General features: G+C 69.3%; 24 protein-coding genes. 19 read left to right on the forward strand and 5 right to left on the reverse strand.

The features are described 5' to 3' along the window. Nucleotides 1-73 precede the first annotated feature (73 nt). Both eda and BU28_RS0100370 read left to right on the forward strand, forming a co-directional pair. Nucleotides 74-712, forward strand: a complete 639-nt coding sequence (gene eda, locus BU28_RS0100365) for a bifunctional 4-hydroxy-2-oxoglutarate aldolase/2-dehydro-3-deoxy-phosphogluconate aldolase (protein WP_028717672.1) — start codon at nucleotides 74-76, stop codon at nucleotides 710-712. Nucleotides 713-716: 4 nt separating this feature from the next. Further along, on the forward strand, nucleotides 717-1,931 hold the full coding sequence (locus BU28_RS0100370; protein ID WP_028717673.1) for an MFS transporter: 1,215 nt from the start codon (nucleotides 717-719) through the stop codon (nucleotides 1,929-1,931). A gap of 75 nt (nucleotides 1,932-2,006) precedes the next feature. On the opposite strand, the gene xseA is transcribed toward BU28_RS0100370, so the two are convergent. After that, complete coding sequence (gene xseA, locus BU28_RS0100375; RefSeq protein ID WP_028717674.1) at nucleotides 2,007-3,569, reverse strand: exodeoxyribonuclease VII large subunit; 1,563 nt, start codon at nucleotides 3,567-3,569, stop codon at nucleotides 2,007-2,009. Between the two features lie 100 nt (nucleotides 3,570-3,669). Between xseA and purD the strand changes: the two genes are divergently transcribed. The 9 genes from purD to BU28_RS0100425 all read left to right on the forward strand — a co-directional run bounded on the left by purD (nucleotide 3,670) and on the right by BU28_RS0100425 (nucleotide 15,148). Continuing rightward, the gene (gene purD / locus BU28_RS0100380; protein WP_028717675.1) at nucleotides 3,670-4,932 is read left to right on the forward strand and encodes a phosphoribosylamine--glycine ligase; all 1,263 of its coding nucleotides are present in this window, start codon (nucleotides 3,670-3,672) and stop codon (nucleotides 4,930-4,932) included. A 304-nt stretch (nucleotides 4,933-5,236) separates the two neighbouring features. Continuing rightward, nucleotides 5,237-6,799: a 2-isopropylmalate synthase gene (locus BU28_RS0100390; RefSeq protein ID WP_028717676.1), complete on the forward strand. Its 1,563-nt coding sequence runs from the start codon at nucleotides 5,237-5,239 to the stop codon at nucleotides 6,797-6,799. A 317-nt stretch (nucleotides 6,800-7,116) separates the two neighbouring features. Next, the gene (locus tag BU28_RS0100395; protein WP_028717677.1) at nucleotides 7,117-8,151 is read left to right on the forward strand and encodes a rod shape-determining protein; all 1,035 of its coding nucleotides are present in this window, start codon (nucleotides 7,117-7,119) and stop codon (nucleotides 8,149-8,151) included. 13 nt (nucleotides 8,152-8,164) lie between these two features. After that, on the forward strand, nucleotides 8,165-9,088 hold the full coding sequence (gene mreC / locus BU28_RS0100400; protein ID WP_028717678.1) for a rod shape-determining protein MreC: 924 nt from the start codon (nucleotides 8,165-8,167) through the stop codon (nucleotides 9,086-9,088). Continuing rightward, nucleotides 9,081-9,605 (forward strand): hypothetical protein, encoded by a 525-nt coding sequence (locus tag BU28_RS0100405; RefSeq protein WP_028717679.1) that lies wholly within the window; start codon nucleotides 9,081-9,083, stop codon nucleotides 9,603-9,605. The genes mreC and BU28_RS0100405 overlap by 8 nt, the downstream gene beginning before the upstream one ends. Nucleotides 9,606-9,608: 3 nt before the next feature. After that, nucleotides 9,609-11,552, forward strand: coding sequence for a penicillin-binding protein 2 (gene mrdA, locus BU28_RS0100410; RefSeq protein WP_028717680.1), 1,944 nt, complete (start codon nucleotides 9,609-9,611; stop codon nucleotides 11,550-11,552). A 1-nt stretch (nucleotide 11,553) separates the two neighbouring features. Then, complete coding sequence (gene rodA / locus BU28_RS0100415) at nucleotides 11,554-12,693, forward strand: rod shape-determining protein RodA (protein ID WP_028717681.1); 1,140 nt, start codon at nucleotides 11,554-11,556, stop codon at nucleotides 12,691-12,693. After that, nucleotides 12,674-13,612, forward strand: a complete 939-nt coding sequence (locus BU28_RS0100420) for a 2-hydroxyacid dehydrogenase (protein ID WP_248616113.1) — start codon at nucleotides 12,674-12,676, stop codon at nucleotides 13,610-13,612. Before rodA ends, BU28_RS0100420 begins: the two co-directional genes overlap by 20 nt. A 114-nt stretch (nucleotides 13,613-13,726) precedes the next feature. Beyond that, a complete protein-coding gene (locus BU28_RS0100425; RefSeq protein ID WP_028717683.1) occupies nucleotides 13,727-15,148 on the forward strand; it encodes a mannose-1-phosphate guanylyltransferase/mannose-6-phosphate isomerase in 1,422 nt (473 codons plus the stop codon). Between the two features lie 109 nt (nucleotides 15,149-15,257). On the opposite strand, the gene BU28_RS0100430 is transcribed toward BU28_RS0100425, so the two are convergent. Further along, complete coding sequence (locus tag BU28_RS0100430) at nucleotides 15,258-15,872, reverse strand: TetR family transcriptional regulator C-terminal domain-containing protein (RefSeq protein WP_028717684.1); 615 nt, start codon at nucleotides 15,870-15,872, stop codon at nucleotides 15,258-15,260. Nucleotides 15,873-16,036: 164 nt separating this feature from the next. Between BU28_RS0100430 and BU28_RS0100435 the strand changes: the two genes are divergently transcribed. The 6 genes from BU28_RS0100435 (at nucleotide 16,037) to BU28_RS0100460 (ending at nucleotide 22,581) form a co-directional block, all read left to right on the forward strand. Further along, nucleotides 16,037-17,311, forward strand: coding sequence for a Zn-dependent hydrolase (locus tag BU28_RS0100435; RefSeq protein ID WP_028717685.1), 1,275 nt, complete (start codon nucleotides 16,037-16,039; stop codon nucleotides 17,309-17,311). 54 nt (nucleotides 17,312-17,365) lie between these two features. Beyond that, nucleotides 17,366-18,820 (forward strand): dihydropyrimidinase, encoded by a 1,455-nt coding sequence (hydA, locus tag BU28_RS0100440; RefSeq protein ID WP_028717686.1) that lies wholly within the window; start codon nucleotides 17,366-17,368, stop codon nucleotides 18,818-18,820. 3 nt (nucleotides 18,821-18,823) lie between these two features. Then, complete coding sequence (locus BU28_RS0100445; RefSeq protein WP_028717687.1) at nucleotides 18,824-19,597, forward strand: ABC transporter ATP-binding protein; 774 nt, start codon at nucleotides 18,824-18,826, stop codon at nucleotides 19,595-19,597. A gap of 168 nt (nucleotides 19,598-19,765) precedes the next feature. Further along, nucleotides 19,766-20,629 (forward strand): ABC transporter permease, encoded by an 864-nt coding sequence (locus BU28_RS0100450; RefSeq protein WP_028717688.1) that lies wholly within the window; start codon nucleotides 19,766-19,768, stop codon nucleotides 20,627-20,629. Next, on the forward strand, nucleotides 20,626-21,555 hold the full coding sequence (locus BU28_RS0100455) for an ABC transporter permease (RefSeq protein ID WP_081791239.1): 930 nt from the start codon (nucleotides 20,626-20,628) through the stop codon (nucleotides 21,553-21,555). Before BU28_RS0100450 ends, BU28_RS0100455 begins: the two co-directional genes overlap by 4 nt. A 36-nt stretch (nucleotides 21,556-21,591) precedes the next feature. Beyond that, a complete protein-coding gene (locus BU28_RS0100460; protein WP_028717690.1) occupies nucleotides 21,592-22,581 on the forward strand; it encodes an ABC transporter substrate-binding protein in 990 nt (329 codons plus the stop codon). Between the two features lie 818 nt (nucleotides 22,582-23,399). On the opposite strand, the gene BU28_RS0100465 is transcribed toward BU28_RS0100460, so the two are convergent. Both BU28_RS0100465 and BU28_RS0100470 read right to left on the reverse strand, forming a co-directional pair. Then, nucleotides 23,400-23,744 carry an arsenate reductase family protein gene (locus BU28_RS0100465; RefSeq protein ID WP_233145085.1) on the reverse strand — a complete coding sequence of 115 codons (345 nt, stop codon included), beginning with the start codon at nucleotides 23,742-23,744 and terminating at the stop codon, nucleotides 23,400-23,402. A gap of 27 nt (nucleotides 23,745-23,771) precedes the next feature. Further along, the gene (locus BU28_RS0100470) at nucleotides 23,772-25,064 is read right to left on the reverse strand and encodes a DUF3422 family protein (RefSeq protein ID WP_028717692.1); all 1,293 of its coding nucleotides are present in this window, start codon (nucleotides 25,062-25,064) and stop codon (nucleotides 23,772-23,774) included. 154 nt (nucleotides 25,065-25,218) lie between these two features. On the opposite strand from BU28_RS0100470, the gene BU28_RS0100475 reads away from it, so the two are divergent. Both BU28_RS0100475 and BU28_RS0100480 read left to right on the forward strand, forming a co-directional pair. Further along, nucleotides 25,219-25,728 (forward strand): L,D-transpeptidase family protein, encoded by a 510-nt coding sequence (locus BU28_RS0100475; RefSeq protein WP_028717693.1) that lies wholly within the window; start codon nucleotides 25,219-25,221, stop codon nucleotides 25,726-25,728. Between the two features lie 93 nt (nucleotides 25,729-25,821). Continuing rightward, entirely contained in the window at nucleotides 25,822-26,154 is a 333-nt protein-coding gene (locus BU28_RS0100480) for a hypothetical protein (RefSeq protein WP_233145086.1), read from the forward strand. 160 nt (nucleotides 26,155-26,314) lie between these two features. On the opposite strand, the gene BU28_RS26705 is transcribed toward BU28_RS0100480, so the two are convergent. Then, the coding region (locus tag BU28_RS26705; protein ID WP_211254154.1) for an NAD(P)(+) transhydrogenase (Re/Si-specific) subunit beta at nucleotides 26,315-26,411 on the reverse strand (97 nt) is incomplete at its 5' end.

Consider the following 26,411-nt stretch of genomic DNA (forward strand, 5'->3'; position numbering starts at 1 on the left):
CTAACGCCCGCCCTTGCGCAGCCGCTCGGAAAAGCGCACCCTGCGCGCAGCTTGCGAAAACCACGAGGCCGCCATGACCCCCGAGATCCAGTCCCAGAAAAGCCGCGCGCTTTGCGAACGCGCCCCGGTGATCCCGGTGCTGGTCGTGCCGGACGCCGCACGGGCCGAGGGGCTGGCGACGGCGCTGGTGGCGGGCGGGCTGCCCGTGCTCGAAATCACGCTGCGCACGCCCGCCGCGCTGGACGCGATCCGGCAGATGGCCCGCGTCAGCGGCGGCCATGTCGGCGCCGGGACCGTGCTGACGCCCGACGACGCCAAGCGCGCGCGCGACGCGGGCGCCAGCTTCGCCGTCTCGCCCGGCGCGACCGAACGCCTGGTCATGGCCTGTTCCGACATCGGCCTGCCCCTGCTTCCCGGGGCGGTGACCGCCTCCGAGGTCATGCGGGCGATGGAGATGGGCTATTCCATGCTCAAGTTCTTTCCGGCCGAGGCCGCGGGCGGCGCGAAGGCGCTGAAATCGCTGGCCGGCCCCCTGCCCCAGGTCAGCTTCTGCCCGACGGGCGGCGTGACCCCGGCGAACGCGCCCGATTACCTGGGCCTGCCCAATGTCGTCTGCGTGGGCGGCAGCTGGATCGCGCCGGATGCCGAGGTGGCGGCCGGCGACTGGGCCGCCATCGAGGCCCGGGCGCGCGAGGCGAGCGGGCTGCGCTGACGCCATGACCGCCGATCCCGCGATGCGCCGTGCCTGGCGCAATGTTGCCGTGCTGCTGCTTGCGCAGGCGGTCATGGGCGCGCAGATGTCGATGATCTTCATCGTGGGCGGGCTGACCGGGCAGATGCTCAGCCCCAACCCCTGCATCGCCACGCTGCCGTTGTCGATGATCGTCCTGGGCTCGGCCCTGTCGGCCCGACCGCTGGCGGGCTTCATGCGCCGGCACGGCCGCCAGCGCGGCTTTGTCCTGGCCTGCGTCATGGGCGCCCTGGGCGCGGCCGGGGCGGCGGCGGGGATCGTGCTGGGCAATTTCTGGCTGTTCATGCTGAGCGGGCTGCTGACCGGCATCTATCAGGCCGCGCAAGGCTTCTATCGCTTTGCCGCGACCGATTGCGCGCCGCCCGAGTTCCAGTCCAGGGCGATCTCCCTGGTGCTGGCGGGCGGGCTGGTCGCGGCCTTCACCGGCCCCTTCCTGGTTCGGCTGACGGCCGAGGCGACGGCGGTGCCCTTCCTTGCGACCTATGCCGCGATCATCGGGCTGAACCTGGTGGGGCCGGTGCTGTTCGCCTTTCTGGACATTCCCCGTCCCCCTGCGCCCGAGCCGGGCCACCCCCAGGGCCGGCCCCTTCGGGAACTCCTGCGGGTGCCGCAGATCACCGTCGCGATCATCTGCGGCATGGTGTCCTATGCGTTGATGAACCTGGTGATGACCTCGACCCCGCTGGCGGTGGTGGGCTGCGGGTTTCAAACCTCGGATGCGGCGAATATCGTGGCGCTGCATGTGCTGGCGATGTTCGGCCCGTCCTTTTTAACCGGCCATCTGATCGCGCGCTTTGGCGCCGCGCGGATCGTGATGCTGGGGCTGGCGATCCTGGGCGGCGCGGGGGCGGTCGCCCTGTCGGGGGTCGCCCTTGGGCATTTCTATGTCGCGCTGATCCTGCTGGGGCTGGGCTGGAACTTCGGCTTCATCGGAGCCACCGCCATGCTTACCCGCGCCTACCGCCCCGAGGAGCGCGAAAGGGTGCAGGGCCTGAACGACGCCGTGGTCTTCGGCGGGGTGTTCCTGGCCTCGCTGTCCTCGGGCGGGTTGATGAACTGCCTGGGCGGGACCCCGCAGGCGGGCTGGAACGCGGTCAACCTTGCCATGCTGCCGTTCCTGGTGCTGGCGGGTGGCGCGCTGCTGTGGCTGATGCTGCGCCCGCGCGACCTGGCGCGCTAAGGGGGCTCCGCCCCCTTTTTCGCTTTTTCCGGCCGCTCGGAAGCCCCCGGGATATTTGGGCAAGAAAGAAATCCGCTAGAACAGGCTTTGCTGACCTTTGGGGGGCTTTTGCGCACGCGCGGGCTTCGGCGGCGTGGCATCGGGGCGGGCGGCAATGCGGCCGTCGGCGAACTCGATCTGCCAGCGGGGGACGCGGGCGGCGTCCTCGGCGCTGGTGATCGGGGCATTGGGTCCGTGGACCACGGCGAAGCCGCGCTTCAGCGTTTCCTTGTAGCCGAGCGTCTGGCGCAGCCGGTCGAGACGCTCCAGCCGGTCGCGGCGGGGCGGCAGCAGCCGGGTTCCCGCCGCCGCCAGCCTGCGCGCCAGAAGACCCATGCGGTCGCGGTCGCGCCCGATCCCGCGCAGGGCATCGGCGAGCGCGCGGGCGCGGGCGCGGTCCAGGCGTTCGGAGAGGGTCTTGAGGCGCTCGGCCCGGCGACTGCGGTCGCGCGCCAGCGACAGCGGCAGGCGCCCGCCTTGTTCGGCCAGCCGCTCGCGACGGGTGCGCAGGCCGCTGCGCAGCACGGCAAGCGACAGGGGCAGCGCCGCCAGCCGGTCGCGGCGGCGGCGGACAAAGCCTTTCAGCGCCGGCTCGAGCCGTTCGGCGAACAGGTCGAACCGCTGCCGCGCCGGGTCGGTCAGCGCCTGCGGCCGGCCGAGCGCCCGGCCGAGGTCGGACAGGCGCTGGCGCTGGCGTTGGCGGTGATGTTCGCCCGCCCGCAGCATCCGCGCGCCCTGCTCGGCCAGCCGGGCCGCCAGTTCCGCCCGGACCGGCACCGCCATTTCGGCCGCCGCCGTCGGCGTCGGCGCGCGGCGGTCCGAGGCGAAGTCGATCAGCGTGGTATCGGTTTCGTGCCCCACGGCCGAGATCAGGGGAATGCCGCTGGCCGCCGCCGCCCGCACCACGGATTCCTCGTTGAAGCCCCAGAGGTCCTCGAGGCTGCCGCCGCCGCGAGCGACGATGATGAGATCGGGGCGCAGGATGGGGCCCGCGGGGTCGAGCGCGTTGAAGCCCTGGATCGCCGCCGTGACCTGGGGGGCGCAGCCCTCGCCCTGGACCGCCACGGGCCAGATCAGCACGCGCGTCGGAAAGCGGTCGCGCAGGCGGTGCAGGATGTCGCGGATCACCGCGCCCGAGGGGGATGTGACGACCCCGATCACGCGCGGCAGATAGGGCAGCGGGCGCTTGCGCGATTCGTCGAACAGCCCCTCGGCCGCCAGGGCCTTGCGGCGCTTTTCCAGCATCATCATCAGGGCGCCGGCGCCGGCGGGCTCGATCTCGTCGACGATCAGCTGGTATTTCGACTGGCCCGGGAAGGTGGTCAGGCGGCCCGTGGCAATGACCTCGATCCCCTCCTCGGGGCGGGTCGAGAGGCGGGCGGCCTGGCCCTTCCAGGTGACGGCCGCGATGCAGGCGCGGTCGTCCTTGAGATCGAAGTAGAGATGCCCCGAGGACGGGCGCGACACCCGCCCGATTTCGCCGCGTACGCGGACGCGGCCGAACTGGTCCTCGAGCGTGCGTTTGATCGCGCCCGAGATTTCCGAGACGGTGAATTCATGGGCGTTGCTGCCGGGGGCGTCGTCGTCGATCAGGTCCATGCCCCCGGTTCTGGCCCCTTGGCCCCCGGGGATCAAGGGGATTGATATGGGCCGGTCCTGTTCCTAGAAGGCGGCAGACAGCGCAAGAAGGGGCTTTGCCATGAACATCCTGATCCTTGGCGGCGGCGGACGCGAACATGCGCTGGCCTGGGCGATCCGGCAGAACCCCAAATGCGACCGGCTGTTCGTGGCTCCGGGCAATGCGGGCATGGAAAGCGTCGCGCGGCTGGTCGATCTGGACATCCTGTCCGGCCCCGATGTCATCGCCTTCTGCGAGGAGAACGCCATCGACCTGGCGGTGATCGGTCCCGAGGCGCCGCTTGCGGCGGGCGTCGCGGACGACCTGCGCGCGGCGGGCTTCCTGGTCTTTGGCCCGTCGAAGGCGGCGGCGATGCTGGAGGCGTCGAAAAGTTTCACCAAGGCGGTCTGCGACGCCTGCGGCGCGCCGACCGCCGCCTGGGCGCGCTTTGACGCGGCGGGGCCGGCGCGGGACTACATCCGCGACAAGGGCGCGCCGATCGTCGTCAAGGCCGATGGCCTGGCCGCCGGCAAGGGCGTGACCGTCGCCATGACCGAGGCCGAGGCGCTGGCCGCCGTGGACGAGGCCTTCGGCGGTGCCTTCGGCGCGGCCGGGGCCGAGGTGGTGATCGAGGAATTCATGGAGGGCGAGGAGGCGAGCTTCTTCGTGCTGTGCGACGGAACGGATTGCCTGCCCATCGGCACCGCGCAGGACCACAAGCGCGTGGGCGAGGGCGACACCGGCCCGAACACCGGCGGCATGGGCGCCTATTCCCCCGCCCCGGTGCTGACCCAGGCCATCCAGGACGACGTGATGGCGCGGATCGTGCGCCCCACCGTGGCCGAGATGGCGCGGCGCGGCACGCCGTTCCAGGGGGTGCTTTACGCCGGGCTGATGATCCGGGACGGGCAGGCGCGGCTGGTCGAATACAACGTGCGCTTCGGCGACCCGGAATGCCAGGTGCTGATGATGCGGCTGGGTGCGCAGGCGCTGGACCTGATCCTGGCCTGCGCCGAGGGGCGGCTGACCGAGACCGCCGTCACCTGGGCCGAGGATCACGCGCTGACCGTGGTCCTGGCGGCCCGCGGCTATCCCGGCCCCTATGAGAAGGGGACCGAGATCGGGGGGCTGGACGCCCTGCCCCGGGATTCCAGCCAGATGGTGTTTCACGCCGGAACCGCCCTGAAGGATGGCGCGCTGGTCGCGACGGGCGGGCGCGTGCTGGCCGCGACGGGGCGCGGCGCCACCCTGGCCGAGGCGCGTGCCCGCGCCTATGCCCTGGCCGATGCCATCGACTGGCCGGGCGGGTTCTACCGCCGCGATATCGGCTGGCGGGCGTTGTGACGGCGGCGCCGTCGGCATGGGTATTTGGAAAACGGTGAAAGCCGGGGCGCGGCTCTGGCCCGGCTGAATCGCGCGGGCGGACGATTTTCGGTCTTTTCAAACGGCTGGGGCGGCGCCTATAGTTCGCGCCATGACTCGGATGCGACTGATCATTGCCACGGCCCCCGACGCGCGGAACGGCGCGCGCCTGGCCGTGAACCTCCGCGGTCTTCTCCTTCTTACGCTGCGCTGAGCGGGTCTTCCGGGCCGCCGCTCAGTCTGGTTCGTGCCCGGTGCTGACCAGAGTGAAGAAGGATTCCCCAAGATGACCGACAAGAACCGCGTCCTGATTTTCGACACCACCCTGCGCGACGGCGAACAGTCCCCCGGCGCCACCATGACCCATGAGGAAAAGCTGGAAATCGCCCAGATGCTGGACGAGATGGGCGTGGATGTGATCGAGGCGGGCTTTCCCATCGCCTCGGAGGGCGATTTCTCCGCCGTGACCGAGATCGCCAAGCGCGCGCAGAACAGCGTGATCTGCGGCCTGGCCCGCGCCCAGTTTCCCGACATCGACCGCTGCTGGGAGGCGGTGAAGCATGCCCGCCAGCCGCGCATCCACACCTTCATCGGCACCTCGCCGCTGCACCGGGCCATTCCGAACCTGGACATGGACCAGATGGCCGAGCGCATCCAGCAGACCGTGACCCATGCCCGCAACCTGTGCGACAACGTGCAATGGTCGCCCATGGATGCGACGCGGACCGAGCATGATTATCTGTGCCGCGTGGTGGAAATCGCCATCAAGGCCGGCGCGACCACGATCAACATCCCCGACACCGTGGGCTATACCGCGCCGCGCGAAAGCGCCGCGCTGATCGCCATGCTGCTGGAGCGGGTGCCGGGCGCGGACGAGATCGTCTTTGCCACCCATTGCCACAACGACCTGGGCATGGCGACGGCCAACAGCCTGGCCGCGGTCGAGGCGGGCGCCCGCCAGATCGAATGCACCATCAACGGGTTGGGCGAGCGCGCCGGCAATACCGCGCTGGAGGAGGTCGTGATGGCGCTGAAGGTGCGTCACGACATCATGCCCTATACCACCGGCATCGACACGACAAAGATCATGGGCCTGTCGCGGCGGGTGGCGCAGGCCTCGGGCTTTGTCGTGCAGCCGAACAAGGCCATCGTCGGCAAGAACGCCTTTCTGCACGAAAGCGGCATCCACCAGGACGGGGTGCTGAAGAACGTCGAGACCTTCGAGATCATGCGCCCGGCCGACATCGGCCTGAACGAGGCCAATATCGCCATGGGCAAGCATTCGGGCCGCGCTGCGCTGCGCGCCAAGCTGCGCGACCTGGGCTATGAGGTGGGCGACAACCAGCTGAAGGACGTGTTCGTCCGCTTCAAGGCGCTGGCCGACCGCAAGAAGGAGATCTACGACGACGATCTGGTCGCGCTGATGCAGGACAGCGCAGCGAACACCGAGCACGACTATCTGCAGGTCAAGCACCTGCGCGTGGTCTGCGGCAGCGACGGGCAGTCGGCCGACCTGACCATGAGCGTCGGCGGCGAGGACAAGACGGTCCATGCGACCGGCGACGGCCCGGTGGACGCCTGCTTCAATGCCGTCAAGGCGATCTGGCCGCATGATGCGCGGCTGCAGCTGTATCAGGTTCATGCCGTGACCGAAGGCACCGACGCCCAGGCCACCGTCAGCGTGCGCATGGAGGAGGAGGGCCGCATCGCCACCGGCCAGGCCGCCGACACCGACACCATCCTGGCCAGCGTCAAGGCCTATGTCGGCGCGCTGAACCGGCTGAAGGTGCGGCGCGAGATGGTCGGCGAAGGCGCCGATGCCAAGCAGGTCAGCATGTATTCGCACTGATCGCGCGATGATTGTGACAAGGGGGCGGTCCCGGCGGCCGCCCCCTTTTTCACGCCCAGCGCCGGCGCGCCCGAACCCTGCCCGCGATTTCCGCTTTCCGGCCAAGGGGATGGCGCCCGATCCCGCACCGCGCCGCCCTGCCCCGCGGACGGGACACACCCCCGCCCTGCCCTGCAAATTCCGGGTTTTCGTTAATCAAATCGCGGCCTATATGTCCACAACCCCTGGCGGGCGCGACTCGCGGGGCAATCGGGCAATGGCTGTCGATGAACGACGGCGCAGGGCCGTCTTGGCAGGGACGGCAGAAGGGACAGAAGATGGCCTTGGGCGGATTGTTTTCCACCGATATCGCGATCGACCTCGGGACAGCGAACACGCTGATCTATGTCAAGGGCAAGGGCATCATCCTGAACGAGCCTTCGGTCGTGGCCTACCACGTAAAGGACGGCAAGAAGCAGGTCCTGGCCGTGGGCGAGGACGCGAAGCTGATGCTTGGCCGCACCCCCGGCAGCATCGAGGCGATCCGCCCGATGCGCGACGGCGTCATCGCCGACTTCGATACCGCCGAGGAAATGATCAAGCATTTCATCAAGAAGGTGTTCCGGCGCACCAGCTTTTCCAAGCCCAAGGTCATCGTCTGCGTGCCGCATGGCGCGACCCCGGTCGAAAAGCGCGCGATCCGCCAGTCGGTCCTGTCGGCCGGCGCCCGCAAGGCCGGGCTGATCGCCGAGCCCATCGCCGCCGCCATCGGCGCGGGGATGCCCATCACCGAGCCCACCGGCAGCATGGTCGTCGACATCGGCGGCGGCACGACCGAGGTCGCCGTCCTGTCGCTGGGCGACGTGGTCTATGCCCGCTCGGTCCGCATCGGCGGCGACCGCATGGACGACGCGCTGATCAACTATCTGCGGCGAAACCACAACCTGCTGATCGGCGAGGCCACGGCCGAGCGCGTCAAGACCCAGATCGGCACCGCCCGCATGCCCGACGACGGCAGGGGCGCCACCATCATGGTGCGCGGCCGCGACCTTCTGAACGGCATCCCGAAGGAAATGGAGATCACCCAGGCCATGGTCGCCGAGGCCCTGTCCGAGCCGGTTCAGCAGATCTGCGAAGCGGTGATGGTCGCGCTGGAAGCGACGCCCCCGGACCTCGCGGCCGACATCGTGGACCGCGGCGTGATGCTGACCGGCGGCGGCGCCATGCTGGGCGAACTGGACCTGGCGCTGCGCGAGCAGACCGGGCTGATGATCAGCCTGGCCGACCAGCCGATGAGCTGCGTCGCGCTTGGCACCGGCAAGGCGCTGGAGTTCGAAAAGCAGCTGCGCCATGTGATCGACTACGACAGCTGATCGGGGGCGCGGCGTGGCACGCAAGGGCCCCGATTACGCGGCTCCGGTGCGGCGCATCCTGGTTGCGCTGCTGGTGCTGGTGCTGCTGGGCATCTTCCTGTTCTGGCAGATCGACAGCCCGCGCGCCGAACGGATGCGCGCGGCGGTGGTCGACCGCTTCGTGCCGGGCTTTGAATGGGTCATGGCGCCGGTGACGCGGCTGGGGCGCATGGCGGCGGGCTTTCAGTCCTATGCCCGGCTTTACGAGCAGAACCAGGAACTGCGCCGCGAGTTGCAGAAGATGGCCGCCTGGAAAGAGGCGGCCGTCCAGCTGGAACAGGAAAATGCCAAGCTTCTGGCGCAGAACAACGTGCGCATCGACCCGGCGCTGACCTATATCTCGGGCGTCGTGCTGACCGACAGCGGCAGCGCCTTTCGCCAGTCGGTGCTGCTGAACGTGGGCGCGCGCGACGGCATCCTGGACGGCTGGGCGACCATGGACGGGCTGGGTCTGGTCGGCCGCATCTCGGGCGTGGGCGAGACGACCAGCCGCGTCATGCTGCTGACCGATCCCTCCAGCCGGATCCCGGTCACGATCCTGCCCTCGGGGCAGCACGCGCTGCTGTCGGGGGACAACACCGCCCTGCCCGCGCTGGAATTCATCGAAAGCCCCGAAAACCTGCGCCCGGGCGACCGGGTCATCAGTTCGGGCGACGGCGGCGTGTTCCCGCCCGGCCTGCCGGTGGGCCAGGTAGCGATGGCGACCGACGGGCGGCTGCGGGTGCGGCTGGCGGCCGACTATGGACGGCTCGAGTTCGTGCGCGTGCTGCGCAGCCACCCGCCCGAGCAGCTGGCCGACACGGGCCTGCTGATCCCGCCGCCGACCGCCGATTTCATCGGCCCGCCGATGCCGCCGGTCGTGACCCCCGCCCCCGCCGCGGAACCCGCCGATGATTGAGGCGGCGCGCCACCAGCGGCTGGTCGGGACCGCGCTTTACGTCCTGCTGTTCCTGGCCGTCCTGCTGCTGCGCCTGCTGCCGCTGGCCCCCGGGCGCGTCCCTGTGCCCGGCCCCGACATCGCGCTGTGCCTGACGCTTGTCTGGATCCTGCGCCGCCCCGACCAGGTACCCGTGCTGGTCGTGGCCGCCCTGTTCCTGCTTGAGGACATCCTGCTGCTGCGTCCGCCGGGGCTGTGGGCGGCCATCGTGGTGCTCGGCTCGGACGCGGCGCGGCGACGCGAGCATCGCTGGCGCGAACTGCCCTTTGTCATTGAATGGTTGCGCGTCGCCACGCTTCTGGCGATCATGGCGCTGGCGGGCCGCCTTGCCCTGTCGATGTTTTTCCTGCCCCTGCCGCCCCTGGGCCAGGCGGTCCTGCAGTATATCGCGACAGTGGCGGCCTGGCCGGTCGTGGCGGGCCTTCTGGCCTGGCCTCTGGGCCTGCGCCGCACGCCCTCCGAGATCGAGACGAGGTAGACCATGCGCAAGTCGCAAAAGGAAATCGCCGAAAGCGCGCGCTCGATCTCGCGCCGGGTGGTGATGCTGGGCGCGATCCAGGCGGCGGTGGTCGGCGTGCTGGGGCTGCGGCTGCGCTCGATGCAGCTCGACCGGGCGGACGAATACCGGATGCTGTCGGACGGGAACTCGATCAAGATCCGGCTGCTGCCGCCCGCGCGCGGGCTGATCCTGGATCGGACGGGGATCGTCATCGCGGGCAACGAACAGAACTATCGCGTCACCCTGACGCGCGAGGACGCGGGCGACGTGTCGCTAGTGCTGGCCCGGCTGCGCCATATCGTGCCGATGACCGACGCCCAGGCCGCCGCCCTGCTCGAGGAGATCCGCCGCCGCAGCGCCGTGACCCCGGTTCTGGTCGCGGACCGGCTGCGCTGGCAGGAGTTCTCCTCGATCGCGATCAACGCCCCCTCGCTGCCCGGCGTCACGCCCGAGGCGGGGCTGTCGCGCAGCTATCCGCGCGGCGGCGATTTCGCCCATGTGCTGGGCTATGTCGGGCCGGTGTCCGATTATGACCTGTCCCGGATCGAGAACCCCGACCCCGTGCTGCGCCTGCCCGAGTTCCAGCTGGGCAAGGTCGGCATGGAGGCCAAGCTCGAGGAGCCGCTGCGCGGCAAGGCGGGCGCCCGCCGGGTCGAGGTGAACAGCGCCGGGCGCGAAATGCGCGAGCTGTCCCGGATCGAGGGGCAGCAGGGCGCGACGGTGCAGACGACGCTGGACGCGCGGCTGCAGAACTTCGCCACCCAGCGGCTGGGCAGCGAAAGCGCGGCGGCGGTGGTCATCGACGTGACGAACGGCGACATCGTGGCGATTTCGTCGTCGCCGGTCTTTGACCCGAATATGTTCGTGCGTGGCATCTCGGGGCCGGACTACCGCACGCTGATGAACCACGACCACCGCCCGCTGGCCGACAAGACCGTGCAGGGTGCCTATCCGCCGGGATCCACCTTCAAGATGGTGACGCTGCTGGCCGGGCTGGAATCGGGCGTCATCAACGGCGGCTCGCGGTTTTTCTGCCCGGGCTACATCCAGCTTGCCGGCCGCCGGTTCCACTGCTGGAGCCGGGGCGGGCACGGCACGGTCGATCCGGTGGGCAGCCTGGCCCATTCCTGCGACGTGTTCTATTACGAACTCGCGCAGCGCGTCGGCATCGACCGCATCGCCGAGATGGCGCGCAGACTGGGGATCGGGGTCAAGCACGACCTGCCCATGTCCGCCATCACCGAAGGCATCGCCCCCGACCGCGCCTGGAAGAAGGCGCGCTATGGCCAGGAATGGCAGGTGGGCGATTCCGTCAACGCCTCGATCGGACAGGGCTATGTGCTGGCCTCGCCGCTGCAGCTGGCGGTGATGACGGCGCGGCTCGCCACGGGGCTCGAGGTCAAGCCCAGGCTGGTGCGCGCCATCGACGGCGTCCCCGAGCCCGATCCGCAGTTCGCCGAACTGGGGCTGAACCCGCTGAACCTGCGCACCGCGCGGGCGGGCATGGACGCGGTGATGAATTCGGACCGGGGCACCGCCCGACGCGCCCGCATCGCCGCCGCCGAATGGCGCATGGCGGGCAAGACCGGGACCAGCCAGGTCAGGAACATCACCGCCGCCGAGCGCGCGCGCGGGGTCATCTCGAACGACCAGCTGCCCTGGAACCGGCGCGACCACGCGCTGTTCGTCTGCTACGCCCCGTTCGAGGCGCCGCGCTATGCCGTCTCGGTCGTGGTGGAACATGGCGGCGGCGGCTCGGCCGTGGCGGCGCCCATCGCGCGCGACATCCTGCTGTTCGCCCTGGCGGGCGGCCTGCCCCCGATCACCGCCTATCCCGACGACGGCACCCGCGCCAAGGTCCAGGAGATGTGGTCCAGGATGGACCTGATGCCCCAGGCCGCCCCCACCGCCCGCGCGCGAGCCTGACATGAGCCAGCTGGATTATTCGGTCGAGCGTGTGCCCACCGGCTGGCGCAAGATCCTGTATCTGAACTGGCCGCTGGTCTTTCTTGTCACGGCGGTCAGCTGCATCGGATTCCTGATGCTGTATTCGGTGTCGGGCGGGGATATCGACCGCTGGGCCATGCCGCAGATGGAGCGGTTCGCCGCCGGCATGGTCATCATGATCGCGCTGGCCTTCGTGCCCACCTGGTTCTGGCGCTCGATCTCGGTCGGGTTCTATGCGGTCTGCCTGCTGCTGCTGGTTCTGGTCGAGGTGATGGGCCATGTCGGCATGGGCGCGCAGCGCTGGCTGGTGATCGGCCCGATCCGCATCCAGCCGTCCGAGCTGACCAAGATCGCCTTCGTCATGACGCTGGCCGCCTATTACGACTGGCTGCCGGTCGAAAAGGTCTCGCGTCCCTTGTGGGTGCTGATCCCGGTCGTGCTGATCCTGGCGCCGACCGCGCTGGTCCTGATGCAGCCGGACCTGGGCACCTCGGTCATGCTGATCGCGGGCGGCGGGATCGTCATGTTCGCGGCCGGCGTCAGCCTGTGGTATTTCGCCGCTGTCATCGCCATCGTGGTGGGCCTGGTGACGGCGGTGATGGAAAGCCGCGGCACCGACTGGCAGTTGCTGCACGACTATCAGTTCAAGCGCATCGACACCTTCCTCGACCCCGGCTCGGACCCCTTGGGGGCCGGCTACAACATCATGCAGGCGCAGATCGCGCTGGGATCGGGGGGCTGGTCGGGGCGCGGCTTCATGCAGGGCACGCAATCGCGGCTGAACTTCCTGCCCGAAAAGCACACCGACTTCATCTTCACCTCGCTGGCCGAGGAGTTCGGCTTTGTCGGCGCCTCGTCGCTGCTGGCGCTTTACGTCCTGATCCTGGGGTTCTGCCTGTATTCGGCGCTGACCAACAAGGACCGCTTCGCCAGCCTGATGACCATCGGCATCGCGGGGACGTTCTTTCTGTATTTCGCAATCAACATGGCCACGGTCATGGGGATGCTGCCCGCCAAGGGCTCTCCCCTGCCGCTGGTCAGCTATGGAGGGACCTCACTGATGATCCTGCTGATGGGATTCGGCATCCTGCAATCGGCCCATGTCCACAGGCCGCGCTAAGATGCGGGTGCTGTTCGCCGCGCCCGGCCATTACTGGAAGGCCTGGGCCCCCGCCCTGCGCGCCGCCTGCCCCGAGGCCGAGCTGTGCCGCGACGGCGACCCGGCCGGCTTCGACGCGCTGATCTATGCGCCGGGCTATCCCGAGGATGGCGGTGCGCTGGACTTTACCCCCTTCACCCGCGCGCGCGTCGTGCAAAGCCTGTGGGCGGGGGTCGAACGCATCGTGACAAACCCGACCCTGACCCAGCCCCTGTGCCGCATGGTCGATCCGGGGCTGGCGCTGGGGATGCGGGACTATTGCCTGGGCTGGGCGATGCGGGCGCATCTGGGCATGGACGCCTATGCCCAGGACGGGGTCTGGCGGAACGGGCAGGTGCCGCCCCTGGCCTCGGCGCGCCGTGTCACGGTGCTGGGCCTAGGCGAGCTTGGCCGCACCGTGGCGCTGGGGCTGGCGGGCCTTGGTTTCGACGTCACCGGCTGGTCGCTCTCGGGCCGCCCGGTCGAGGGGATCGAGGTCTTGGCCGGCCCCGACCTGCCCCGCGCGTTGCATCGGGCCGAGATCCTGGTCTGCCTGCTGCCCGACACCGCCCAGACCCGCGACCTGCTCGATGCCGAAAGCCTGGCTCTGCTGCCGCGCGGCGCCTGGCTCGTCAACGCCGGCCGCGGCACGCTGATCGACGAGGAGGCGCTGATCCCCGCGCTCGAGGACGGCGGCCGCCACGCCGTGCTGGACGTGTTCCGGCACGAACCCCTGCCGCCCGGCCATCCGTTCTGGGCCCACCCGCGCGTGACCGTCACCCCCCATGTCGCGGCCGAGACGCGGCCCGCCACCGCCGCCCCCGTCGCCGCCGAGAACCTGCGCCGGGCCATGGCGGGCGCGCCCCTGCTGCATCTGGTCGACAGAACGCGCGGCTATTGAATGGTCCGGTTTACCGGCGCCGCCCCGGCATGGTATCGGCGGCTTGCAAGGCAGGCGCCTTGCACTGATAACGGGAAGCAAGGGGCAGGAACGCCCGCGCGGATGGAGTGAGGCATGGTGATAACCCCTGTTCTTCTGGCTGGCGGATCGGGCACGCGGCTATGGCCGGTGTCGCGCAAGAGCTTTCCCAAGCAGTTCGCGCCGCTGGTCGGCGACGAGACGCTGTTCCAGGCCTCGGCCAAGCGGCTGTCCGGGGCGCGCTACGCCGCGCCCATCGTCATGACCAACGCCGATTTCCGCTTTGTCGTGGCCGAGCAGATGGCCGGCATCGGCATCAAGCCCGCCGCCATCCTGATCGAGCCGGCGGGCCGCAACACCGCCCCCGCGATCCTGGCCGCGGCGCTGATGGCGGCGGAGAAGAACCCCGACGCGCTGCTTCTGGTCGCGCCCTCGGACCATGTCGTGCCCGATGCGGAGGCCTTCGGGCGCGCGGTCGAGCGGGGCGCAGAGGCCGCCGTCCAGGGCCGCATCGTGACCTTCGGCATCACCCCCACCCGTCCCGAGACCGGCTATGGCTACATGGAGGCCGAGGGCGAGGGCGACGGTCCCGTCACGCTGAAGCGCTTCGTCGAAAAGCCCGACGCCGACACCGCCCGCGCCATGATTGCGGACGGCAACTACCTGTGGAACGCGGGCATCTTCCTGTTCACCGCGCGCACCATGATCGAGGCGTTTCGTGCCCATGCGCCGGACTACCTCGAGCCCGTGCAGGCCGCGCTGGACGAGGCGCAGAAGGATCTGGGGTTTCTGCGCCTTGCGCCCGAGCCCTGGGACCGGCTGCCCGACCTGTCGATCGACTATGCGGTGCTGGAAAAGGCCGCGAACCTGTCGGTCGTGCGCTATTCGGGCCACTGGTCGGACCTGGGCGGCTGGGATGCGGTCTGGCGCGAGACGCAGGCCGCGACAGCGCCCGAACGGGGCGCCGTGGTGGACGACCGCTCGACCGCCATCGACTGCGACAACGTGCTGCTGCGCTCGCAGGACGAGGGGATCGAGGTCGTGGGCATCGGGCTGAAGGACGTGATGGTGGTGTCCACCAAGGACGCCGTCCTGGTCGCGGGCATGGACCGGGCGCAGGACGTGCGCAAGGCGGTCAGCGCGCTGAAGTCCAAGGGCGCGCGGCAGGCCGAGGCGTTCCTGCGCGACCACCGCCCCTGGGGCTGGTATGAAACCCTGGCCCTGGCCGACCGCTTCCAGGTCAAGCGGATCGTCGTGAACCCCGGCGCGGCACTGTCGCTGCAATCGCATTTCCACCGATCCGAGCACTGGATCGTGGTGTCGGGGACGGCGCGGGTCACGGTGGACGACACGGTGACGCTGGTGACGGAAAACCAGTCGATCTATGTGCCGCTCGGCGCGGTCCACCGGATGGAGAACCCGGGCAAGGTGCCGATGGTGCTGATCGAGGTGCAGACCGGGTCCTATCTGGGCGAGGACGACATCGTGCGCTACGAGGATGTCTATTCGCGCAGCTGACGGGCTGGCCCAGGGGCTCTGCCCCCACGCCCCCCGCCCCCCTCGATGGGGGGCAGGAGGCGTTCCCCCGGGATATTTTTCCAAGAAAGAAACGCTCGCCGGTCCCGCCTCAAGGGGCCAACAGCTTGCGATATAGCTGGTCCAGAAAGACCTGCGCCTCGGCATAGGGGTCGTGGCCCTGGCCCAGGACGGCGCGGACCTGCACCTCGAAATCGGCGTAATGCTGGGTCAGCGCCCAGATCGAGAACAGCAGGTGGCGCGGGTCGAGCGCGGCGATGCGTCCTTCGGCCGACCAGCGGCCGATGAGCGCGGATTTTTCGTTCACCAAGTCGCGCAGCGCCCCGCCCAGCGTCGGCCCCAGCCGGGGGGCGCCCTGCAGGACCTCGTTGGCGAAAAGCCGGCTTTCCTGGGGATAGTCGCGCGACATCTGCAACTTGCGCTTTGCGTAGGCAAGCAGCTGTTCGACCGGGTCGCCCTGTGCCTGCAATTCGCGCAAGGGCGCCAGCCAGAGGTCCAGGAGCTGGTCGAGAAGGGTGCTGTGAATCGCCTCTTTCGACGGAAAGTAATAGAGGACATTGGGCTTGGAAAGGCCCGCCGTTTCGGCGATGCGGTCGATGGTCGTGCCGGCGAAGCCCTGTGCCGAAAATTCCTGCAGCGCCGCGGCCAGGATCGCCTGCCGGTTCTTTTCCTGGATCCGGCTGCGGGGTCGCGTCGGCTGGTTCATGGCATTTCCGGCAAGGCGCGCGCGGCGCGGGGCGGGCGGTCGATCGGGGCGCTTGACTGGCCCCTGCCCCGTGCTAGCCTGATCCTGACCAACTGGTCAATATTTGCGGACCATCCCGCCGACCGCCCGGCAAGAGGCGGCGGCCAGACAGGAAGGATGCAGGAATGACGGATGCCACCCTGGCGGAATCGGCAGCGCCCGCCGCCAATATCAAGGTCGATGGCGACCGGCTGTGGGACAGCCTGATGGAGATGGCGAAGATCGGTCCCGGCATCGCCGGCGGCAACAACCGCCAGGCCCTGACCGACGAGGACGCCGAGGCGCGGCGCTTGTTCCGGTCCTGGGCCGAGGAGGCCGGCATGGTCATGACCGTGGACCAGATGGGCAACATGTTCTTTCGCCACGAGGGCGAGGACCCGGACCTGGACCCCGTCTATATCGGCAGCCACCTGGACACCCAGCCCACCGGCGGGAAATACGACGGCGTGCTGGGGGTGCTGGCCGGGCTGGAAGTCGTGCGCAGCATCCGCGACCTGGGGCTGCGCACGCGCCGGCCCATCGTGGTGACGAACTGGACGAACGAGGAGGGCACGCGCTTTGCCCCGGCCATGCTGGCCTCGGGCGTGTTCGCGGGCGTCATCGACCAGGATCACGCCTATTCGCGCAAGGATGCCAAGGGCCGCAGCTTCGGAGAGGAGCTGGAGCGGATCGGCTGGAAGGGCGACGAGGTGCCCGGCGACCGCAAGATCCATGCGATGTTCGAATATCACATCGAGCAGGGCCCGATCCTGGAGGCCGAGGGGGTGCAGATCGGCGTGGTCACGCATGGCCAGGGCTTGCGCTGGATCGAATGCACGGTGACCGGCAAGGGGCAGCATACCGGATCGACCCCCATGGCGATGCGCCGCAATGCCGGGCGCGGCCTCGCGCAGCTGACCGAATTGGTCCACGAGATCGCGATGAAGCACCAGCCCGATGCGGTGGGCGCCATCGGCCACATCGACGTCTATCCGAACAGCCGCAACATCATCCCCGAAAAGGTTGTTTTCACGGTCGATTTCCGCAGCCACCTGTTGCCTGTCCTGCTGGCCATGGTCGAGGAGTTCCAGGCCCGCGCCCCGGCGCTTTGCGAGGCGCTGGGATGTTCCTTCGACAGCCAGATCGTGGGCCAGTTCGATCCCCCCGCCTTCGACCCCGCCCTGGTCGAGCGGGTGCGAAACGCCGCCGGGCGGCTGGGCTATAGCCACCGCGACATCGTCTCGGGCGCGGGGCATGACGCATGCTGGATCAACAAGGTGGCGCCGACGGTGATGATCATGTGCCCTTGTGTCGACGGGCTGTCGCATAACGAGGCCGAGGAGATCAGCCCCGCATGGGCCTCGGCCGGGGCCGACGTGCTGCTGCATGCGGTGCTGGAAACGGCCGAGATCGTCGCCTGAGGCGCAGCCCCCAAGGGGCGCCGGAATGTTTGGACAGCAAGGAAGGAGCGAGCGATGGGCAGCACGGTCATCAGGGGCGGCACGGTGGTCACGGCGGATCTGACCTACAAGGCCGACGTTCTGGTCGAGGACGGGCGCATCGCCGCCATTGGCGAGGGGCTGGCGGGCGACCGGGTGCTGGACGCCAGCGGCTGCTATGTGATGCCCGGCGGGATCGACCCGCACACCCATCTGGAGATGCCCTTCATGGGCACCTATTCGGCCGACGACTTTGAAAGCGGTACCCGGGCGGCACTGGCGGGCGGGACGACGATGGTGGTGGACTTTGCCCTGCCCTCGCCCGGTCAGGGGCTGATGGATGCGCTGAAGGTCTGGGACAACAAGACCGCGCGGGCGCATTGCGACTACAGCTTCCACATGGCGGTGACCTGGTGGGACCAGCAGGTGTTCGACGAGATGGCCGAGGTGGTCGGCCGCGGCATCACCAGCTTCAAGCACTTCATGGCCTACAAGGGCGCGCTGATGGTGAACGACGACGAGATGTTCGCCAGTTTCCGCCGCGTGGGCGACCTGGGCGGCGTGGCGCTGGTCCATGCCGAGAACGGCGACGTGGTGGCCGAGCTTTCGGCGCGCCTGCTGGCCGAGGGCAATGTCGGCCCCGAGGGGCATGCCTATTCCCGCCCGCCGCAGGTCGAGGGCGAGGCCACGAACCGCGCCATCATGATCGCCGACATGGCGGGCGTGCCGCTGTATGTCGTCCATACCTCGTGCGAGGACAGCCACGAGGCGATCCGCCGCGCCCGGGCGGCGGGCAAGCGGGTCTGGGGCGAGCCCCTGATCCAGCACCTCGTGCTGGACGAAAGCGAATATTTCCACCCCGACTGGGACCATGCCGCGCGGCGCGTGATGTCGCCGCCCTTCCGCGACAAGCGGCATCAGGACAGCCTGTGGGCCGGGCTGCAATCGGGCAGCCTGAGTTGCGTGGCGACCGACCACTGCGCCTTCACCACCCAGCAGAAACGCAATGGAATCGGGGACTTCACCAAGATCCCGAATGGCACCGGGGGGCTTGAGGACCGGATGCCGGTGTTGTGGACGCAGGGCGTCGGGACCGGGCGACTGACGCCGAACGAATTCGTCGCCGTGACCTCGACCAACATCGCCAAGATCCTGAACATGTATCCCCGCAAGGGCGCCGTGCTGGTCGGCAGCGACGCGGACCTTGTGGTCTGGGACCCCGATTCTGAGAAGATCATCAGCGCAGGAACGCAGCAATCCTCTATTGATTACAATGTTTTCGAAGGCATATCTGTCAAAGGCCTGCCGCGCTTCACGCTAAGTCGGGGCGTCGTCGCCGTGACCGAGGGCAAGGTGGACAGCCACGAGGGGCATGGCGCATTCGTCGCGCGCGAGCCTCGGCCCGCCGTGAACCGGGCGCTTTCCGCCTGGAAGGACCTGACCGCGCCGCGCCCCGTCGCCCGCGGCGCGATCCCCGTCAGCGGGGTCTGACGCGTGGCAGCCGTCGAGGCGCGGGGCGTCAGCCTGACATTCCAGACCGCCGACGGCCCGGTCCACGCGCTGAAGGACGTGACCCTGACCATCGGCAAGGGCGATTTCGTCAGCTTCATCGGGCCGTCGGGCTGCGGCAAGACCACCTTCCTGCGCGCGATGGCGGCGCTGGAACAGCCCACCGCCGGGCGGCTGAGCGTCAACGGCATGACCCCGGACGAGGCGCGGCGGCGGCGCGCCTATGGCTATGTGTTCCAGGCACCCGGCCTTTATCCGTGGCGCACGATTTCCGGAAACATCGCGCTGCCACTTGAGATCATGGGATTTTCCAGGGCCGAGCGCGCGTCCCGGATCGCGCGGGTGCTGGAGCTGGTCGAGCTGTCGGGCTTTGCCGGCAAATATCCCTGGCAGCTGTCGGGGGGCATGCAGCAGCGCGCCAGCATCGCGCGCGCCCTGGCCTTCGACGCCGAGATCCTGCTGATGGACGAGCCCTTCGGCGCGCTGGACGAGATCGTGCGCGACCGGCTGAACGAGGCGCTTCTGGCCCTGTGGCGAAAGACCGGCAAGACCATCGGCTTCGTCACCCACTCGATCCCCGAGGCGGTCTATCTGTCGACCCGGATCGTGGTCATGAGCCCGCGCCCCGGACGCATCACGCGGGTCATCGAAAGCACCCTGCCGCGCGACAGGCCGCTGGACATCCGCGACACGCCCGAATTCATCCGCATCGCCCATGAGGTGCGCGAGGGTCTGCGCGAGGGGCACGGCCATGACTGAAACGCCCTGCCCCGAGGATGCAGTGCGCGTACACAGGGCGTACACCGTTCGTCAACCGTTCCCGTGCCACCCTGTCCGGGACGGCGAATCGCCGGGGCCAGCATGGGGGGCGACATGACCGGGGCGGCGGGAACGGCATGGGCGAGGGGCGGCGCGGTGGCGCGCGGCCTGCGCGGCATCCTGCCCGTTCTGGCGGTCCTGTCGGCGATCCTGGTGCTGTGGTACGGCGCCGCCGTCGTGCTGAACGCTCCCTGGGCGCGGGACCAGGCGGCCCGGGCGGGCCAGACGCTGACGCTGCCGGACCTGGCGGCCGCGACCATGGCGCAGGAGCGTCCGGTGCTGCCCGCGCCGCATCAGGTGGCGCGGGGGCTGTGGGACGGAATCGCAGGGCAGAAGATCACCTCGAAACGCAGCCTTGTCTGGCACGGCTGGATCACGCTGTCGGCGACTCTGGCGGGCTTCGTGGCGGGTGCGCTGGCCGGCGTCCTGCTGGCGGTGGGAATCGTGCACAGCCGGGTCATGGACCTGTCGCTGATGCCCTGGGCCATCGCCAGCCAGACCGTGCCGATCCTGGCCATCGCGCCCATGGTGATCGTGGTCTTTGCCAGCCTCGGGATCACGGGGCTGGTGCCCAAGGCCATGATCTCGGCCTGGCTGAGCTTTTTTCCGGTGCTGGTCGGCATGGTCCGGGGCCTGCGCTCGCCCGACCGGATGCAGCTGGACCTGATGCACAGCTGGAGCGCCTCGGGCGCGCAGGTGTTCTGGCGGCTGCGGCTGCCCTCGGCCCTGCCCTGGCTGTTCGCCAGCCTCAAGGTCGCGGTGGCGGCGGCGCTGGTCGGTACCATCGTGGGCGAATTGCCGGCGGGGGCGACGGCGGGGCTTGGGGCGCGGCTGCTGTCGGGAAGCTACTATGGCCAGACCATCCAGATCTGGGCGGCGCTGTTCGCGGCCGCGGGGCTTGCCGCCCTGCTGGTCGCGGTGATCGGGCTGGCCGAGCGGGTCACGCTGAATCGCATGGGGCTAGCGCGATGACAGAGCCCCTGCGCGCATCCCGCCATCTGCCGGGCATGTTGACGGTCGCGGGCCTTGCCCTGGCGGTGCTGATCGCGGGTGGCCTGCTGCTGCCCGGGTCGGCCCCGCTGCTGGCCGTCTGGCTGGCGGGCTGGGCGGTGAACGCCTGGCTCGCGCGCCACGACAACGGCCTCAGCCGGGCGGCGATTCCGCTGATCTTTGGCGCGACCCTGCTGGCCGTGTGGGAGCTGGCCTGCGCGACCTTCGCCATTCCCGCCGTCATCCTGCCCGCCCCCAGCGCCATCGGCGCGGCCTTTGCGGCGAACCTGCCGCTGCTTTGGGGCGATTTCGTCCAGACCATCCTGCGTGGCGCTTTGACGGGCTGGCTGATCGGCGCGGGCCTTGCGGTGCTGACCGCCATCGCCATCGACCGCAGCCCGTTTCTGCAGCGCGGGCTGCTGCCCATCGGGAATTTCGTCGCCGCCCTGCCCATCGTCGGCATCGCGCCGATCCTGGTCATGTGGTTCGGGTTCGACTGGCAGTCCAAGGCGGCTGTCGTGGTGGTCATGGTGTTCTTCCCGATCCTGGTGAACATGGTCGCGGGGCTGGCGGCGACCGACGCGCTGGCGCGCGACCAGATCGCGACCTGGGGGGCGGGCTATGCGCAGGCGCTGGCCAAGCTGCGGCTGCCCGCCGCCATGCCCTTCCTGTTCAACGGGCTGAAGATCACCACCACGCTGGCGCTGATCGGGGCCATCGTGGCCGAGTTCTTCGGCAGCCCGACGCGGGGCATGGGGTTTCGCATCTCGACCGCCGTGGGGCAGCTGGACATGGCGCTGGTCTGGGCCGAAATTCTGCTGGCCGCCCTGGCCGGGACCGCCTTCTATGGCATTGTCGCGCTGATCGAACGCCGGGTGACCTTCTGGCATCCCGCGCAGCGCGGCTGAACAGGGGGCGAACCCCGAAACGACAGGAGAGGACGCATGAAACGGATCTTGGGGATGGCGGGGGCGCTGGCGCTGCTGGCCGGGATGGCGCAGGCGCAGGACGCGCTGCCGCTGACCGTGCAGCTGAAATGGGTCACGCAGGCCCAGTTCGGCGGCTATTACGTCGCCAAGGACAAGGGCTTTTACGAGGAGGAGGGACTTGATGTGACGATCAAGCCGGGCGGTCCCGACATCGCCCCGGTGCAGGTCCTGGCCGGGGGCGGCGCAGATGTGGTCGTCGAATGGATGCCCGCCGCACTGGCCGCGCGCGAAAAGGGGCTGCCCATCGTCAACATCGCCCAGCCCTTCAAGCGTTCGGGCATGATGCTGACCTGCCGCAAGGAAACCGGCATCGCCTCGCCCGCCGATTTCAGGGGACGGACGCTGGGCGTGTGGTTTTCGGGCAACGAATACCCGTTCCTCAGCTGGATGAACCGGCTGGGGCTGAAGACCGACGGCGGCCCCGAGGGGGTGACGGTGCTGAAGCAGGGCTTCAACGTCGATCCGCTGCTGCAGAAGCAGGCCGATTGCATCAGTACCATGACCTATAACGAATACGGCCAGGTGCTGGACGCGGGGCTGAAGCCCGAGGACCTGGTGACCTTCAAATACGAGGATCAGGGCGTCGCCACGCTGGAGGACGGGCTGTACGTCCTGGAGCCCACGCTGAAGGACGAGGACAAGGTGACGGCGCTGGTGCGCTTCGTGCGCGCCACGATGAAGGGCTTCGACTATGCCGCCGCGCATCCCGACGAGGCCGCGGCGATCGTGCTGGAGAACGACGAGACCGGCGCCCAGACCGAGGCGCACCAGCTGCGCATGGCCGAAGAGGTGGCAAAGCTGACCGAGGGCTCGACCGGGGTGCTGGATGCCGCGGATTACCAGCGCACGGTGGACACGCTGCTGTCCGGCGGCTCGGACCCGGTCATCACCAGGGCACCCGAGGGGGCCTATGTGACGGTCATCACCGACCGCGCCTTTGACTGAGGCCGGTCGCCTCCGGCGGGGGTATTTGGAAACGGTGAGGGGCGGGGTTATCGCCTGGGGCTCGGGGCGGATGCGCTAGGCGGCGTGGGTGGGGGTGTGCATCGGGCCCCGTCCCGCTTCGTGCGTTCCCGGGCCGCGGGGCCCCGCCGTGGGGCGATGCCGCGTGGCATGCGTTGCGCTTCGCATCCCCGGGTCGCGGAGGGGGTCTTTGGGCCCGCGTTCCGGAGGCGGGCGGAGGTGGTCGGCTTTCGCGGACGGCTCGCCGGGCAAGCAGGCTGGCGGGGTTGCAAGATGGCAGGCGTTGGAGGTTGGCGGGCTCCTGGGCTCTTGGCTGGGTTGCGGGCATGGAGGCTTGCAGGCGTTACAGGCTGACACGCATTGCAGGTTTGCGGGCTCTCAGGCTCTGACAGGCTGGCGTGCTGACAGGCGGGCAAGCGTTGAAGCGCGTGGTCGCGGGTGTTGCAAGCCGCAGCCTGCACTGCCAAGGCCTTGGTCGGCGATACCTTGGGATCGCCCATGGCAGCCCGGTGGCCGGTGCTGCCGAAGCATGAGGGCTTTGTCGCCGGCTGGGCAGTGGGGTGGCACTGGCGGGCCTCGATGTGGCGGTTGGCGTTTGGACCGGCTGGACCATTGCCCTGGCCTGAGTTTTTTCGGTGAAGCCCGCGTCGCACCTGTGCCGTTCGCTCGGCGGCGCCGGCCCTTCCGAAGGTCTTGCCGCCCGACGCTGACGCGCGCCCTGGCCAGGCGCGCCAGGCGTGCCCGGCGCAACCGGCCATGCCCGCCCTGCGGCCTGCGGCACCCGCCGCCCGGAACCAGCCTCAGGCAGGCACACCGAGGGCGCGCTTGACGTTGGCCGTCCAGCCCAGCAGGCGATTGTCGCCCTGTACGATGGCGGGGCGCTTCATCAGCGAGGGCTTGGCCATGAGCATGTCGAGGGGGGCTGCCCCGCGCTCGGCCTCGGACATGCCCCGCCAGGTCAGGCTGGCGCGGTTCACCAGCTTGTCGCCGAACTCGGAGATCATGCCGGTCCATTCGGCGGCCGAGAGCGGCTCTTTCGCGACGTCGCGAAAGGCCACGGTCCAGCCCGCCTCCTGCAATGCGGCCATCGCCTTCTGGCAGGTCGAGCAATGCCCGAGCCCCAGCATCTGCAACGTCTTCGTCATGCGTCCTTCCTTTCCAGCGGCCCCGGGTCAGTGGGCCAGGTGCAGCCCGGCCTTGATGCGGCGCATGGCCAGCCAGACGCCGATCACGACCAGGGGGGTCAGCGCGGCGACCATCACCGCCTTGTCCAGTCCGGCCGCATGGGCCAGGGGGTAAAGCGCATAGCCCAGAAGGCCCACCGCGTAATAGCTGATCGCCACCACCGACAGCCCCTCGACCGTGTGCTGCAGGCGCAGCTGCAACTCGGCCCGGCGGTCCATGCGCTCCATCAGCTCCTGGTTCTGGGCGCCGCGCCAGACATCGACGCGGGTGCGCAGCAATTCACCGGCGCGCTCGGCCCGGTCCAGCATGGTGACCAGCCGCTTTTCGGCCGACTTCGCGGTGCGCATGGCGGGATGATAGCGCCGGGCCATGAATTCGGTCAGCATCTGCCCGCCCAGGAAGCGCGTCTCGCGCAGCGAGGCGACGCGGTCCATCACGATCGCCTCGTAGGCGGCGGTTGCGCCGAAACGGAAATTGTGCCGGGCCGCCGCGCTTTCCAGCCGGGCCGAGACCGACAGCAGGTCGTGCAGCACCGCCTCGGCCGGGCGGTCGTCCTCGGCCATGCCCTGGACGATGTCGCTCAGCAGAGGGTCCAGCGCGTTCAGCTGATGGGTCAGGTCGCGCGCCCGTCCCAGGCCCAGCATGGACATGGCGCGATAGGTTTCCAGGTCCAGCAGCCGCTGCACGATACGCCCGATCCGGCCGCTGCCGGTGCCGGGCCGGACAAAGACCCCAAAGCGCATCCAGCCCGCCGGGTCGATGCGGAAATCGCCCGCGACCACCGCCGACTGGTCCAGCACCCAGACCGAGGCCAAGCTGTCGGCCGCGAACCATTCCTCGAGCCGGGGCAGGATCGCGCGCGGATCGTCGGGCAGGTGGTCGACGTGGATCATCACCGCCGCCAGCCGCTTGCCCGGGGCGCGGGCCTGCCAGTCGGCGGGAAAGACCTCGCCCACCGCCGGGTCGAAGGCCCGGGGCGGCAGGCCGCGCGAAAAGGCGGCATAGGTCACGAATTCGGTGTGGCTTTCCCAGCGCAGCTTGCAGCGGCCCAGGCGCGCGGCGTAATGGCCCGCCTGCGGGTCCGGCCGGGGCGCGCCGTTCCGGGCGCAAAGCTCGGCCAGGTGCTCGACATCGCGCAGCCGGTCGCGGTTGGCCGCGTCGTTCGGTTCCTTGACCGCCAGGAACACGGCCGTGCAGGGCGCCTCAAGCCGGGGCGAGGGCCGGGCGTGCAGTTCGTGCACCAGTTCATAGCGCAGGGGGTGGTCGATGTCGTCCTTCATGAGCGCATGATTAGCAGGCCGCGTGCGCCCGGCAAGCCGGCATTTGGGTGGGGCGCCGCCGCGGTTCAGGATTTCGTGAACGCCGCGACATTGCCCGCGGGGCGTGCAGCGGGCAGAATGGCGCAAAAAGCACGGAACCCGGGGGCAGAGGATTATGGGACGCTGGCTTGCCAGAATGATCGTCGTGGGGCTGGTCGCGGCCCTTGCCGCCTGCGGCCCCAGCAAGTTCAAGACCTACAACGGCCCGCCCGTCACCCAGGTCGTGGTCAGCAAGCACGACCGCAAGATGTATCTGCTCAGCGGGAATCGTGCGCTGAAGGTCTATGACGTGGGCCTGGGCACCTTCCCGACCGGGCACAAGCAGTTCGAGGGCGACGGCCGCACACCCGAGGGGCTTTACTATATCGACCGGCGCAACCCGAACAGCCGCTATCATCTGTCGCTGGGCGTGTCCTATCCCAATGCCGCCGACACGGCGCGCGCCGCCGCCCTGGGCCAAAGCGCGGGCAGCGACATCTTCATCCACGGCCAGGGCCCCGAGGGGCGGGTGCTGGCCCAGCAGCGCCGCGACTGGACCGTGGGCTGCATCGCCGTCACCGACGACGAGGTCGAGGACATCTATGCCATGGTGCGCGACGGAACCCCGATCCTGATCGCGCCCTGACCGCCCCTCCCCCTTGCCTGCACGACCCGGGCCGCGCCGAAAGGACGCGGCCCTTTTCCGTCCGCCCCCTGCCCGACCTGTTCAAAAGGGCAGATGGCGCGAACCCTCGGCGCGCATTACCTAATAGGACAAATCGGAGAATGCGCACTGAGAGCCATGTACCTGCCCCCAGTCATTCATGAAGACCTGATCGATTCGGTCGAGACCCAGGGCTATGTTCCGGGGCACATCGAATCCGTGATGCGTTTCGGTCCCAAGTCGCGCTGGCGTGCCGGCGCCATTGTCGACAGCGCGACCGAACGTTCGCAGGCCGTAGCGACCCGCTGCGCCCTGCTGATCCCCCGCCGGGGACGACGCACGCGCAAGCTGGCGCTGCACCCGGCCCTGCCCGCCGATGTCATCAAATCCATGCTCCAGGCTCTTTGACCACCACACATCGGCGACAAGGTAAAGGCGGGCCCCGCGGGGCCCGCCTTAATCGTTGCAGGGAAACGGGTCCCCGCGCTTTCACCGTTTTCCAAATACCCCCGCCGGAGGCACCGGCCGCCGCAAGCGACAAGGCCGGGGTGCTCCCCCGGCCCCGCCGTCACTCGATCATGGGCAGCAGCGCGTCCAGCGACTTCTTGGCGTCGCCATAGAACATGCGGGTGTTTTCCTTGTAGAACAGCGGGTTCTCGATCCCG

Source organism: Paracoccus yeei ATCC BAA-599, from assembly GCF_000622145.1.
Lineage (GTDB): Bacteria > Pseudomonadota > Alphaproteobacteria > Rhodobacterales > Rhodobacteraceae > Paracoccus > Paracoccus yeei.